This is a genomic window from Phaeobacter sp. B1627, assembly GCF_006265095.1.
GTDB lineage: Bacteria > Pseudomonadota > Alphaproteobacteria > Rhodobacterales > Rhodobacteraceae > Epibacterium.
The window spans coordinates 82,336-96,408 of sequence record NZ_VCNK01000009.1 but is presented as its reverse complement, the minus strand read 5'-3'; the positions used below and the strand labels follow the sequence as shown (position 1 = coordinate 96,408).

Genomic DNA, 14,073 nt, shown 5'->3' with positions numbered 1-14,073 from the left:
CTCAGTAGATCCGCTGACGTGTTTTCTCGAGACGGTCCAGGATGTCATCCAGATTGTCCGGAAAGACCATGAATTCCTGAAAACCTTCCATCGCGGCCGACGCCATCTCAGCCGCAGCATCCCGGTCGAAGAACTGCGCAATGCCGCCCTTGCTGTTCGAGGACAGCATCTCGAAACCCTGGTTCAGCATTTCATCGTCATCCACAGAGGAGGAGGCGTTGACCGGAAGCTGACCCAGCTTTGCACCGCTGTTGATGTCGGTCTGGACATCCGCCGACACGACATAGCGCAGGAATTCCCGTGCGGCTTCCTTGTTCTGGGCACCCGACGGAATATGGAATGTGTCGGTCGGAGCATCTTCCGCCAGTTCAACCTCCGGGTTGATCATCGGAAACTGGTAGAAATCCAACTGATCGACACTCAGGCCAGCCTCACGCAGGGGCGCTACGGCGAAATTGCCCATAAGATAGGCCGCAGCCTCGCCGTTGACCATGAAGGGCAAGGCTTCCTGCCAGCTGTAGGATTGATGGTTGTCGATGAAAGCGCCCATATCGATGAGCTCGCGCCAGTTGGCAAAGGTGGCCTTGACGCGGTCGTCCGTCCATTCCACTTCGCCATTCGTCAGCGCCATATGGAAATCATAGCCGTTCGTGCGCATGTTCAGGTAGTCAAACCACCCGCCCGCAGTCCACAGGAACTTGGACCCGATGGTGAAGCACTTCTTGCCGGAATCGAGGATCTTCTGGCAGTTGGACTTGAAGGTATCCCAATCTTTCGGCTCTTCGAGGCCCAGTTCCTTGTAGATGTCCTCGCGATAGTAAACGCCCCACTGATAGTAGGTATAGGGAACGCCCCATTGTTTTCCGTCCAGCGTCATCGCCCCTTTGGTGGACGCAAGATTTTCAGCAATTTCGGGCTCGGCCCACAGATCGGATACATCTTCGAACAGGCCCGCAGAAACATAGGGGCGCATGCGGTTGGCCGCATACCAGTTCGCGACATCCGGTGCATTCGCGGTCAGAAAGTTGCGGATTTGCGTTTTATAGGCCTCACGATCGATCACGGTCAGCTCAACCGTGAGATCCGGGTGAAGCGCATCGAAATCTTCAGCCAGTTTTTCAATAACCGCGCGCGGTGCAGGGTTCGACATATCCGAGAAAATCTTGAGCGTTCCGCTCAGCTCAGACGCCTGCACAGACGCAGCCAGACCGATGGCCATCGAAAGCCCCGCGGTCGTTCCTTTCAGCAAGTTCATGGTATCCTCCCATAATTGTTCGCCGGTCTTGAGTTCCAAATAATGAAACCAGTTTCCAACTATTGAAACCATGAAGGATAGCGGCTATGAATGTCAACAGTCTGTTCGCCCAAGGATGAACAGACGTAAGGGAGGATGACTATGGCAACGCCCGATGCGCCGCAGCGCAGCAATGACGGAACTGTCGGAAAAGCATTGGAGATTCTCGATCGGGTCGCCGAATACGGCCGCCCGGTTCGCTTTGCGGAACTGCTGGCGGATTCGAGCCACCCAAAAGCGACCCTCTACCGCCTGCTGCAGACCCTGACGAATCAGGGGATGCTGTGTTTTGACGATCTGCAGCAGACATATGCGCCCGGCCTGCGCCTCGTTCGGCTTGCCCATACCGCGTGGCGGCAAAGCTCTCTGGCGCCGATCGCGCGTCCTCACCTTGATGCGCTCTCCACGTCAGTCGGAGAGACCATTCACCTCGCGCAGCTGGATCAGGGGCAGGTGCTCTATGTCGATAAACGCAACGCGCGCACACCGATTGAAATGTTCAGCCAGGCGGGCAAGGTCGGCCCCGGATATTGCACCGGCGTTGGCAAGGCGATCATCGCCCATCTGGATCAAGATGCCCGCGAGGATGCCATTCGGCGGCAGGCTTTCTTTCAGCACACGCCCCACACCCTGGCCACGGAGACCGCGTTCCGCGACGAATTGGAGTCTATCCGGGCCGACGGAGTGGCCTTTGACCGCGAAGAACATGAGCCCGGCATCATCTGCATCGCCGCCCCCATCCTGTCCACCAAGGGACGGGTCATGGGGGCTTTGTCAATCACGTCTTCCACCCGGCGGCAGTCCCTGGAGAGCCTGACGAGCCTCCGGCCGCTGCTGTTGAAGACCGCCAATGACATCGCGGAAACTGCCGAAAGCTGGCAATTTCCCACCTGAGGAGGACCGACGCCACGGGCCCCATGCCTCGCGTCGCAAAAAGGATCACGACTATGACCGGCGTCACGCTGACCAATACGATCAAGAAATATGGCGATATCCAGACCATTCACGACGTGAACCTGCAGATCGACGACGGCGAGTTCTGCGTTTTCGTCGGCCCATCTGGATGTGGGAAATCCACGCTGTTGCGCATGGTTGCAGGGCTGGAAGACACAACATCCGGCCACATTCATATCGGCAATCGCGATGTGACCAAGGTCGACGCCGCCGAGCGTGGCGTGGCTATGGTGTTCCAATCCTACGCGCTCTATCCGCATATGACCGTAGAAGAGAACATGGGGTTTGGCCTCAAGATGAACGGCCACCCCAAGGCCGAGATCAGGGAAAAGGTCGCAGAGGCCTCGCGCATCCTGAAGCTGGACGACTATCTGAAACGAAAGCCCAAGGCCTTGTCCGGCGGGCAGCGCCAGCGGGTCGCTATCGGCCGCGCCATCGTACGCGGCCCCGAGGTGTTCCTTTTTGACGAACCGCTGTCCAACCTTGATGCTGAGCTGCGCGTCGATATGCGGGTTGAAATCGCCCGCCTGCACAAGGAAATCGGCGCCACCATGATCTATGTGACCCACGATCAGGTCGAGGCGATGACACTGGCAGATAAAATCGTCGTATTGCGCGCCGGTCGGGTTGAGCAGGTCGGCAAACCGATGGAGCTCTATAATGATCCGGACAATCGATTTGTCGCGGGCTTTATAGGGTCGCCGGGTATGAATTTTGTTGATGGGATCGTCCGGGGTGGAAAGATCGTCATCGCCTCATTTGGCAACCGTGAAATCGAGACCTCTGTCGCGCTGCCTGCGGAGGGGAAAGCGGTCATAGTGGGTCTACGACCTCAGAACATCATGGTCGGACCCGGCGATGTCGCCACGCTGGAGTTGCGTGAACGCCTCGGTGCGGTGGCCTATGATCACCTGATTTGTCCGGACGGCGCGAAGATTATCGTCGAGACACGCGGCGAAGATGCTTTGGAGGAAGGTGCTACCGTGAGCCTCGACTTCGCCGATCAGGATGTGTTTGTCTTTGATGCCGAGAACGAAGCCCGCTTGCGCTGATATGAAGACAGGTCCCGCTTCCGGCGTCTGATAGCCGTCGGGGGCCGATCAATTGCGATCCGCAGACAGGAGTTTGGGTGCTTTGCCCGTCAGCGCACCCAGACCTCGACACGCCGATTGGCCTGCCGCCCCCAGGCGCTGGTATCGCAGGCGATGGGGAGTGCCTCGCCAAAAGCTTCGGTCTCGATTGAGATCCGGTCCAAATTCGCCGTCTCGGCCGCTTTTTCGACGGAGGCGCGAACAGCTTCTGCACGTTTCAGGGCAATCACCCTGTTCACTTCGGCCGGCCCCTCTCCATCGGAAAACCCTACGAAAACCAGGCGCTTTCCGTCATAGACCCCGGCTTCGACAGCACGGGCCAAAAGCTCGATATTGCTGCGCGATTGCGCATCCGGCCGCGAGGAGCCGGGCTCAAACCGAAAGGACAGGGTCAATCGCTGCAGACCATCCAGCGCGCGGATCATGCGCTGCAATTCCGCCAACGAGATGTCCTGACCGGCGGACTTTATCGCGTTGGCGAGCCTTTCGCCCTGGATGGCAACGGGAATGCGTTCCGCCGCCTGATCCACAAATCCTGCGCGGCGGATCACGATCTGGGCAGATGGTCCCCGGATATAGGTCAAAAAATCCCGCGCGACACGCGGCAAACGACGCGCAGGCAGATACAGAAACATCGGCGAGGTCAGCGGATAGTCCTCGGTTTTGATCATCCGGCGACCGGCGCTGAGGGAAAAGCCGCATTCGCCCGTCAATGTCAGCATCCGCGCCGTTCCGGTCTCTGCGAAACTCGCGATGCCGATGGCAAATGGGTCAGTTGCCACAGTCCGCACCAGACGACTACCCCGATCATGCCGGCGAATACCCTCCGCGAGGCTCAGCTTTGCCGGCCGCAGCAGCTTGTCCTCGACCGCCTGCGTCAGGCCGGCGCCCTCGACAAGGAGATGAACGGCAATTGGGGCATTGGGGCCGCCCAGCTCCGACCAATTGGTGATTTCACCGGCGTAAATTCCCGCAAGCTGGGGCAATGAGATCCGCGCAACCGGGTTGGTCGGCGCGACAATAGGCACAATCGCATCCAACGCCAGAACCCGCCCGCGATTGGCGACGGACATATCCCCCATGCCTGCCTCTCTGGCAAGAATACGTTCCGCATCCCGGATTTCGCGGAGCGCCATCACGATATCGGCCTGATTTGCCAACAGATCTGCGAAACCCTCATCGGTATTGCTGACGTAAAAAATGAACCGAGCCGCCGCCACACCGTTCCGAGAGAGCGTGTATTCGAACTGGCGTGGCTGGAATTGTTCCCGCGCCGTTTGATAGCCGTTGCGCAGCGCAAAGCCCTCGATCAAAGCGGGCAAGAGGACCTCGGCCATCGTGGAGGAACCGGACAGGGTGATCTCGGCCACGAAGTCCGACAGGCTCGGACAGCCCGGACCTTCACAGCGCACACCCGAGCCATCGACCGTCAGTTCGCCAAACTGAGTCTCCACCCGGTAGAATTCACCGTCAAAACCAAGCAAATCGCCGGTGACCTCAATCGCTCCGTCGGGAGAAGACAACGTCACGTCCTGCCCGGCAACCGGGCCGGAAACGCCGAACATAAAGAGTGCGGCGCAAACCGCCGCACGAAAACAGCTCATGAGAAATCCTGGTAATCTGCCCGATCAGTTGGCGGCGATTTTCAGGGTTTCCACAAGATTATTCAACACAAGAAAATCACCTGTGGCAGAACAATCCGGCATCGTCAGAATGAGATCACGGATCGACAGCCGTCCCGCACGGTGTTCAAATAGCTGGGCATTCCATGCTCGGTCACAATTGGCCGTGGTAATCTCGGCCTCCACCGAAATTGCGACGCCGCTTTCATGATGCGGGGCTTGATCCGTGGGGAGGGAATAGACCTGAACCATTTGCGGCATGGCCTGGTCAGGATCTCCGATCGACAGGACCCGCCCGACACCTTCATCGGCGGAGGACCCGCGCCAGACATGTCCGGGTTCCCCATAAAACGCACCGAATTCCAGCGCATGCAGCTCCAATCCGCTACCGCCCTGCCATTGAAGCGCAACCCGGTCAATGGCGCGCAATTCGTCGACGTGGATTGCGGACTGCAGATCAGAGCCCGATACAAAATCCGCAATGATAACCGCATATTCGGTCAGCGCGGGAACAGCCCCCGTGAAGTGGCCCGCGAGATCCAGCCCTTCGGTGATGATCATCCCCGCGTGATGGAGGCCAAACCGTTCCCCGGCGCGACAAGGTGCATTGATCTCCACCTGCACCAGCGCACCAGGAAGGGCGGTCAGGTTCATTTCCATCGGGCAGGTCGGAGTGGTCCTTCCAGGCTGACGATCTGGCTCAGAAGGCGCAAATGAGGACCCGCCCACCGACGTGAAGGCCACATCCTGCAGAACCAGCTCTGCGGTATCAGCGGCGCCCGACTCGCCCGGCAGATAGGGATCGGCGGATCGCTGAAGTTCAGCCCGCTTTTGCATGAACAAACCTGTGCCCAACGCGCAGACAACCGTCGCTGCCACAGTAAGAGCCGTCACTCGTATACCCATTCCAGCCTCCTCACCTCAAAAGGTTAAGGAAAGGTGTCAGCAGAAGACGGCCAGACTGTGGCAATGGCCGGTAGAGAAAACGGCCTTTGCCTAAAGTAAGAGGGTTCCGGAGGTTTGCCCGCGCCTTATCCCAGCCTGCCGTGACAATGCTTGAATTTCTTGCCGGACCCGCAGGGGCATTTGTCATTCCGGGAGGGGTTGCCCCAAGTGGAGGGGTCCTCCTCGACGAATCCCTCTGCCGGAGCTTCTGCTGGAGGCTCCGATTCTGCGGTCGGTGATTTCGGCAGTATTCCCTGGCGCGCAGCCATCTGCATCATCATTTCGCGCTGCTCTTCCTCGCTCAACGGGCGCACACGCGACAGTTGCTGGGTCACGGTTTCCCGCAGAGAATCGAGCATTGTCTCGAATAGCTGGAAGCTCTCGTTCTTATATTCGTTGAGCGGATCACGTTGAGCATAGCCCCGGAAACCGACAACGGACCGCAGATGTTCCAGCGTCAGCAGATGCTCGCGCCATTTGGCATCGATGGCCTGCAGCAACACCTGCTTTTCGATGTTGCTCATGCCGTCTTCACCAAAGGCTTCGACCTTTTCGGCCATCAGCTTGTCAGAGGCTTCGATCAGGCGCTCGCGGATCTGTTCGTCATCGACACCCTCTTCGGCAGCCCAATCCGCGACCGGCACATCGATCCCGAGCTTGTCTTTGACGTCCGCCTGAAGACCTGCTGTATCCCACTGATCCGCATATGTTTTTGGCGGCATGTAGCGGTCAAGAAGATCATCCACCACCTCGTGACGCATATCTGTCACGATTTCATTGGTGTTGGCAGAGGCCATGATCTCGCGGCGCTGGCCGAAAATCACCTTGCGCTGGTCATTCATCACGTCGTCGAACTTCAATACGTTTTTACGCATATCAAAGTTCCGGCCCTCGACCTTCGCCTGGGCACGTTCCAGGGATTTGTTCACCCAAGGGTGCACAATTGCCTCACCCTCTTTCATGCCAAGGCCAGAGAGCAGTTTATCCAGACGTTCCGACCCAAAGATCCGCATCAAATCGTCTTCGAGGCTCAGGTAGAACCGGGTGCGGCCCGGATCACCCTGACGCCCGGAACGCCCGCGCAGCTGGTTGTCGATCCGGCGGCTTTCGTGCCGTTCCGAGGCCATCACATACAACCCGCCAGCATCGAGAACCTTTTGTTTCTCTTCGGCGTGCTTCGCCTCTTCCTCGGCGCGCAGGACCACAGGATCCGCATCGGGATTGGCTTCCAGCACCTCCATCACTTTCAGCTCGACATTGCCGCCAAGCTGAATATCGGTCCCGCGACCGGCCATGTTGGTGGCAATCGTCACGGCGCCGAACCGACCGGCATCCGCGACGATCTTGGCTTCTTGTTCATGGTGACGGGCGTTCAGAACGTTGTGCTCGATACCTTCCTTTTGCAAAAGATGGCTCAGCAGCTCGGATTTCTCGATTGACGTTGTGCCCAGAAGAACCGGCTGGCCCTTTTCATGTGCGATCTTGGTCTCTTCGATCATTGCCGCATATTTTTCAGCACCGGTCCGATAGACCTGATCGTCCTCATCGACACGGGCGATCAGCCGGTTGGTCGGAACCTCGACGACGCCAAGACCGTAGATCTCGGAGAATTCTTCGGCTTCGGTCATGGCGGTGCCGGTCATCCCGGACAGTTTGTCGTAGAGACGGAAATAGTTCTGGAACGTCACCGAGGCGAGCGTGGTGTTTTCGGGCTGGATTTTCACGGCTTCCTTGGCTTCGATCGCCTGGTGCAGCCCGTCGGACAGACGACGCCCCGGCATCATCCGGCCGGTAAATTCGTCGATCAGAACAATATTCCCATCACGAACAATGTAGTCCTTGTCCCGCTGGAACAGCTTGTGCGCGCGCAGGGCCTGATTGACGTGATGCACCACCGTGGTGCTTTCGGGATCATAAAGGCTCGCGCCCTCGTCCAGCAGGCCCGCGGTCTGCAACGAATGTTCTAGGAACTCGTTGCCGTCTTCGGTGAAGGTCACACCGCGGGTTTTTTCGTCCACCTCGAAATGGGCTTCGTCCAGCGTCGGAATCAGCTTGTCGATGGTTTCATACAGCTCGGAGCGATCCTCGGCCGGGCCCGAGATAATCAGCGGCGTCCGGGCTTCGTCGATCAGGATCGAATCCACCTCGTCGACAATCGCAAAGTTGTGATGCTTCTGGAAAACCTGATCCAGCGAGGGCTTCATATTGTCCCGCAGGTAGTCAAAGCCCAGTTCATTATTGGTGGTGTAGGTGACATCGCACCCATAGGCGGCCATTTTTTCCGCCTCGGGTTGGTTGGAATAGATCACACCGGTGGTCATGCCGAGCGCGTCAAATACCTTGCTCATCCATTCGCTGTCGCGTTTGGCGAGGTATTCATTGACGGTCACCACATGCACGCCCTTGCCCGTCAAAGCGTTCAGATAGGCCGGGAAAGTCGCAACGAGCGTCTTGCCTTCGCCGGTCTTCATCTCGGAGATATTTCCCTGATGCAGGAAAGTGCCCCCCATGAGCTGCGTATCAAATGCCCGCAGACCCAATGCCCGCCGGGCCGCTTCACGCACGTTGGCAAAAGCTTCGGGCAACAGGTCGTCAAGGCTCTCGCCACCCAGCGCGCGTTTGCGGAACTCCTCGGTTTTACCCTTCAGCCCGTCATCGCTCAGCGCCTCGAACTCAGGCTCCAAGGCGTTGATCTGTGCAATCAACGGCCGCGTCGCCTTGATTTTGCGGTCATTCGGTGTGCCGAAGACCTTTTTGGCGAGAGTTCCGATACCCAGCATGTGCGCTCCAAGAGTCTAGTTCACGACCTATGTGTCAGGCAGGCTTGCCCGCCGTGTTCGCAACCCATAAACAAAGGTGGAAAGACGGTCCTGCCGCAGGCCTCACCGGGATGTAAGGGGCGGGAAAATGAGTGTCAACGCCGCGACCCCTCGTGGCATCAAGATAGGATGGTTTCCATGCCCAAAGGTCTCACTTTTTTGAAGGGCGTCGTAGTCGCTGCCGCTGTCAGCCTCTCTGTTCCCGCGGTTGCGGAACAACATGCAAAAAGTGTTGTAGCACGGGTGAATGGCGAAGAGATCACGATAGGGCACATGATCGTGGCCCGCACAAAGCTGCCGGCCCAGTATCAAAGCCTGCCGGATGACGTATTGTTCAACGCCCTGCTGGATCAGCTGATTCAACAAACGGCCCTGAAACAGCAGCTGCATGGCGAAATGCCCGAGCATGTGCGCCTGACCGTTGAAAATGAAACCCGCTCCCTGCTCGCATCCGAAGTGATCCAGTCCATCATGGAGCGCGCACAGAATGAGGACGCAATCCGGGCCGCCTATGACGCGCGCTATTCCACAGGCGACGGGGGCGACGAATTTAACGCCTCACATATTCTGGTGGACACAGAGGAAGAGGCCATCGACATCAAGGAACTGCTCGACGAGGGGGCTGACTTTGCCGCCCTGGCCAAGGAATCCTCCACCGGCCCGTCCGGCCCGAACGGGGGATCTCTGGGCTGGTTCACCAACGGTCGCATGGTCCCGGAATTCGAGGCGGCCGTGTTGGAAATGCGGGCCGGGGATATTTCCGCACCGGTGAAAACCCAGTTCGGCTGGCATGTCATCAAACTGATTGAGCGTCGCAAACTCGAAGCTCCTGACTATGACGACGTCCGCGAAGAGATCGCGCAGGAGCTTGCACGGCAGGCGGTAGAAGACCGGGTCAGCCAGCTCACGGCCGGATCGGCAATCGAACGTCCCGGGCTGGAAGAGCTTGATCCCTCGGTCCTGCGTGACTTGAGCCTGATCACCAACTAATCCCCTGCCCTTTGTTTCAGGAATACAGATATGGCAAAATCCTTGCCCCGCTCTCCGCTCGCCCCTGCTGAGTTTCCGCTACTGCCGGATATCGACGGGGTACGTTTCGCGTCTGCCGCCGCAGGGGTGAAATATCAGGGCCGAACCGACGTCATGCTCGCAGTCCTGGAGCCCGGCACATCCGTTGCAGGTGTTTTCACACGCTCCGCGACGCGGTCGGCGCCGGTATTGGATTGTCAGGCCAAGCTCGGCGGCGCAAGGGATCAAGGGGCGGCCATTCTGGTCAATTCCGGCAACTCCAACGCCTTTACCGGGCACTATGGGCAATCTTCGGTGGCTGAAATCACCGCAGCCGTCGCCGGGATTACCGGCCTGCCGCAAAGCCGGGTATTCACCGCCTCGACCGGGGTCATCGGCGAGCCCTTGCCGCACGACCGCATTGTGGCGAAGCTGGAAGATCTGAATGCCGACCTCAGCCGTGGGGCCATGCGGTCGGCAGCCGAAGCCATCATGACCACGGACACCTTCCCCAAGGGCGCGTCCGCGTCGGTCGAGATCGACGGCAAGACTGTTCAAATCGCCGGTATTGCCAAAGGGTCCGGCATGATCGCTCCGGATATGGCGACGATGCTGGTCTATATCTTCACCGACGCCATCTATGATCAGGCGGCGCTGCAGACGCTGGTATCAGAGCAGAATGAAACCTCCTTCAACTGCATCACCGTCGACAGCGACACCTCGACCTCTGACAGCCTGATGGTCTGTGCGACGGGGGCCTCTGGGGTGGATGCCACAGGGGACGCAGGTTTTGCAGCGGCTTTGCGCAGCGTCATGCTCGATCTCGCGCATCAAGTCGTACGCGACGGAGAGGGTGCGACGAAATTCGTGGAAATTCAGGTCACCGGAGCGGCCAGCGATGCAGATGCAAAGGTACACGGGCTCGCCATTGCCAACTCGCCATTGGTCAAGACCGCGATCGCCGGCGAAGATCCGAACTGGGGCCGCATCGTGATGGCGATTGGCAAATCCGGCGCCCGCGCGGATCGGGACCTTTTATCGATTTCATTCGGAAACGTGCGTGTCGCCGAAAACGGATGGGTCGCGCCAAGCTATCAGGAGAATCTGGGCAGCGCCGAAATGAAAAAGGCCGAGATCATCATCAAGGTGGATCTCGGGCTCGCAGAGGGGCAGGCCACGATCTGGACCTGTGACCTGACACACCAATACATTTCCATCAACGCGGACTATCGGTCGTGATCCGTTCGCAAAAGATGGTTCTGGTCTCCGCTGTTGCGCTGATTGATGTAGAGGGGCGTGTGCTGCTTGCGCAGCGTCCCGAAGGCAAGTCCATGGCGGGCCTATGGGAATTTCCCGGTGGCAAAGTTGAACCGGGGGAAACCCCGGAAGCGGCCCTGATCCGGGAACTGCAGGAAGAGCTTGGGATCAACACCTGGTCCAGTTGCCTGGCGCCATTGACCTTTGCGAGCCATGGCTATGACGATTTTCACCTGTTGATGCCCCTGTTCGCCTGTCGCAAATGGGAGGGAATTCCACAAGCGCGGGAGGGGCAGACCCTGAAATGGGTGAGAGCAAAGGATCTGCGGGACTACCCGATGCCTGCAGCCGATGTCCCGTTGATCCCGATCCTGCGAGACTGGCTGTAGCCGGCTTTCTTGCCTTGGGGATAGTCCCGAAAGCGTTGCAACAGGCCGGAAAGCGCGGCCTGTATCAGGCCCAGAAGATGTCAAACTTCGCAATATTTTCAATGCGGTAGAAAGTGAAAACCCCGACCTGAGGCAGGCCGGGGTTCTTTAATTGTGTCTAGGTCGACCGCATGGATCAGTCGAGAGACCGCGTGACTTCCTCACGTTCGAAGATCTCGATCACATCCTTGGGCCGGATATCATCGTAATTCTCGAACGCCATACCACATTCCTGACCGGACTGCACTTCGGACACTTCGTCCTTGAAGCGCTTGAGGGTCTTCAGCGTACCTTCGTGGATCACAACGTTGTCGCGCAGCAAGCGGACCCCGGCAGAGCGGCGGGCCACCCCTTCGGTGACGAGACAGCCGGCAACCTTGCCAACGTTGGAGACCTTGAAGACGTCTTTGATCTCAGCGTAACCGATGAAGTTCTCGCGGATTTCCGCAGACAGAAGACCGGATGCGGCCGCCTTCACATCGTCCACAAGATCGTAGATCACCGAATAATAGCGGATCTCCACGCCCTTCTGGTTAGCTGTGTTTCGCGCCGATGTGTTGGCCCGCACGTTAAAGCCGAAGACGGGTGCACCGGAGGCCTCGGCCAGGCCGATATCCGTCTCGGTGATGGCACCGACACCGGAATGGAGAACCCGCACGCGGACCTCGTTGTTGCCGATTTTCTCCATCGCCTGAACGATCGCCTCGGCAGAGCCCTGCACGTCAGCCTTGACCAGGATCGGCAGCTCGGAGACCGTTTCGTCATCCTTGGCCTTCTGCATCAGCTGTTCCAGAGTGGTCGCAGCCCCGGCCGCGGCACGTTTGTCCTTGGCCGCCTGTTCGCGGTACTCGGCAATCTCACGGGCCTGCGCTTCGGTCTCGGTCACGTTGAGAACGTCGCCCGCCTCGGGGGTTCCGTTCAGACCCAGAACCTCGACAGGAACCGATGGTCCCGCCTCCTTCACCCGCTCGCCTTTGTCGTTGATCAGCGCGCGGACCTTACCGTATTGCTCGCCGACAACAAAGATATCGCCCTGACGCAACGTACCCTTCTGGATCAGAACGGTCGCGACCGGGCCACGGCCCACGTCGAGCTGCGCCTCGATGACGGCACCCTGCGCTGCCCGGTTCGGATTTGCCTTCAGTTCCAGAATTTCGGACTGCAGGGCAATCGCTTCGAGCAGCTCATCCAGACCCTGACCGGTATGGGCAGAGACCTCAACGTCCTGCACTTCACCGGACATGGCTTCGACGACGACTTCGTGCTGCAGGAGTTCTGCGCGGACTTTCTGAGGATCCGCTGCCGGTTTGTCGATCTTGTTGATTGCGACGATCATCGGAACCTGAGCCGCTTTGGCGTGATTGATCGCCTCTACCGTTTGCGGCATCACCGAATCGTCTGCTGCGACCACAAGAACCACGATATCCGTGACCTGGGCACCGCGAGAGCGCATGGATGTAAACGCCGCGTGGCCGGGTGTGTCGAGGAAGGACAGCGTGACGCCACCTTCGGTCTTCACCTGATACGCACCGATGTGCTGCGTGATGCCGCCTGCCTCGCCGGAGACAACCTTCGCATCGCGAATCGCGTCCAGAAGCGAGGTTTTACCATGGTCAACGTGGCCCATGATGGTGATGACGGGCGGACGCGGCAGCAATTCGTCATCGTTGTCTTCGATTTCCTTGATGACATCCTCGACGTCGGAATCGGAAACGCGGACGACCTTGTGGCCGAATTCTTCAATGATCAATTCGGCTGTGTCAGCGTCGATGGTTTGGTTTTGCGTGACCATCATGCCCATATTCATCAGCGACTTGACCACGTCACCGACGCGCTCCGCCATCCGGTTCGCGAGCTCAGAGACGACAATCGCCTCCGGCAGCTGCACGTCGCGGATAACCTTTTCACGCTCGATCTGACCCATGGCTTTTTGACGGGCGCGTTCCTGTTTACGTTTCATCGACGCAACCGAACGCTGACGTCCGCCTTCACCACCAGTGGCCTGGCTCAGGGTCAGCTTCCCGGAGCGACGCCCGGCATCATCGCGACCTTTGGCACTGCGGCCGCGCTCTTCACGCTCACGCTCCGCTTTGCGCGGGGCGAGGCCGGGCTTGGGTGCACCACCCGGGCCACCCGCAGGGCGCGCCGCAGCAGGAGCATTGTTGGGCTTTTCAGACGCTTGCGGCGCGGCTTTTTCAGCTGCGGCACGCTTGGCTGCGTCTTCCTGTTCCTTGCGTTTACGCTCTTCGTCTTCGGCTTTCTGACGGGCCCGCTCTTCAGCTTCACGCTGTTCACGCTCCTTGGCCTCAATCTCCGCACGGCGGCGCTCACGCTCTTCGGTGCGGGCCTTTTCCTCGGCCTCACGCTGCGCAATCTCGTCAGCCTCACGGGCCTTGGCTGCCTGCAACGCCTTCAGACGACGTTCCATTTCGGCATCGCTGATTCCGGCAGGGCGTCGCGAAGCGTCGCCGGCCGCAACGCCACCGGCGCCACCTTTGCCCGCGCCCGGCTTGGGGACAACCACGCGCTTGCGCTTGGTTTCCACCACGACATTCTTGGTCCGACCGTGGCTGAAGCTCTGCTTGACATTCCCAGGCCGAGACCCACCACCACGCAGACCCAATGTCTTTTTGCCGTCACTATCGCTCATAAAGC

At 59.0% G+C, this 14,073-nt stretch carries 10 protein-coding genes; 5 read left to right on the top strand and 5 right to left on the bottom strand.

The features are described 5' to 3' along the window. Position 1 precedes the first annotated feature (1 nt). On the bottom strand, positions 2–1,255 hold the full coding sequence (locus FGE21_RS06400; protein WP_139662468.1) for an ABC transporter substrate-binding protein: 1,254 nt from the start codon (positions 1,253–1,255) through the stop codon (positions 2–4). 141 nt (positions 1,256–1,396) lie between these two features. Here FGE21_RS06400 and FGE21_RS06395 point away from each other — a divergent pair, with 141 nt between their 5' ends. Together FGE21_RS06395 and FGE21_RS06390 are read left to right on the top strand one after the other, a co-directional pair. Continuing rightward, entirely contained in the window at positions 1,397–2,188 is a 792-nt protein-coding gene (locus FGE21_RS06395) for an IclR family transcriptional regulator (RefSeq protein WP_139662467.1), read from the top strand. A 53-nt stretch (positions 2,189–2,241) separates the two neighbouring features. Next, on the top strand, positions 2,242–3,300 hold the full coding sequence (locus FGE21_RS06390; RefSeq protein ID WP_139662466.1) for an ABC transporter ATP-binding protein: 1,059 nt from the start codon (positions 2,242–2,244) through the stop codon (positions 3,298–3,300). 89 nt (positions 3,301–3,389) lie between these two features. On the opposite strand, the gene FGE21_RS06385 is transcribed toward FGE21_RS06390, so the two are convergent. From FGE21_RS06385 to secA, 3 genes are all read right to left on the bottom strand, one after another. Next, positions 3,390–4,943 carry a phosphate ABC transporter substrate-binding/OmpA family protein gene (locus FGE21_RS06385; protein WP_139662465.1) on the bottom strand — a complete coding sequence of 518 codons (1,554 nt, stop codon included), beginning with the start codon at positions 4,941–4,943 and terminating at the stop codon, positions 3,390–3,392. Between the two features lie 24 nt (positions 4,944–4,967). After that, positions 4,968–5,867: a hypothetical protein gene (locus tag FGE21_RS06380; RefSeq protein WP_139662464.1), complete on the bottom strand. Its 900-nt coding sequence runs from the start codon at positions 5,865–5,867 to the stop codon at positions 4,968–4,970. A gap of 125 nt (positions 5,868–5,992) precedes the next feature. Continuing rightward, positions 5,993–8,686: a preprotein translocase subunit SecA gene (gene secA / locus FGE21_RS06375; protein WP_139662463.1), complete on the bottom strand. Its 2,694-nt coding sequence runs from the start codon at positions 8,684–8,686 to the stop codon at positions 5,993–5,995. Positions 8,687–8,863: 177 nt separating this feature from the next. Between secA and FGE21_RS06370 the strand changes: the two genes are divergently transcribed. From FGE21_RS06370 to mutT, 3 genes are read left to right on the top strand one after another with little or no spacing between them, the layout of a single operon-like run. Further along, positions 8,864–9,715, top strand: coding sequence for a peptidylprolyl isomerase (locus FGE21_RS06370; protein WP_139662462.1), 852 nt, complete (start codon positions 8,864–8,866; stop codon positions 9,713–9,715). A 30-nt stretch (positions 9,716–9,745) separates the two neighbouring features. Further along, a complete protein-coding gene (gene argJ / locus FGE21_RS06365; protein WP_139662461.1) occupies positions 9,746–10,972 on the top strand; it encodes a bifunctional glutamate N-acetyltransferase/amino-acid acetyltransferase ArgJ in 1,227 nt (408 codons plus the stop codon). Positions 10,973–10,986: 14 nt separating this feature from the next. Continuing rightward, positions 10,987–11,379, top strand: coding sequence for an 8-oxo-dGTP diphosphatase MutT (gene mutT, locus FGE21_RS06360; RefSeq protein ID WP_139662506.1), 393 nt, complete (start codon positions 10,987–10,989; stop codon positions 11,377–11,379). A 175-nt stretch (positions 11,380–11,554) separates the two neighbouring features. Here the strand turns inward: mutT and infB are convergent, their stop codons facing one another. Next, positions 11,555–14,068, bottom strand: coding sequence for a translation initiation factor IF-2 (gene infB / locus FGE21_RS06355; protein ID WP_139662460.1), 2,514 nt, complete (start codon positions 14,066–14,068; stop codon positions 11,555–11,557). Between the last annotated feature and the right edge of the window lie 5 nt (positions 14,069–14,073).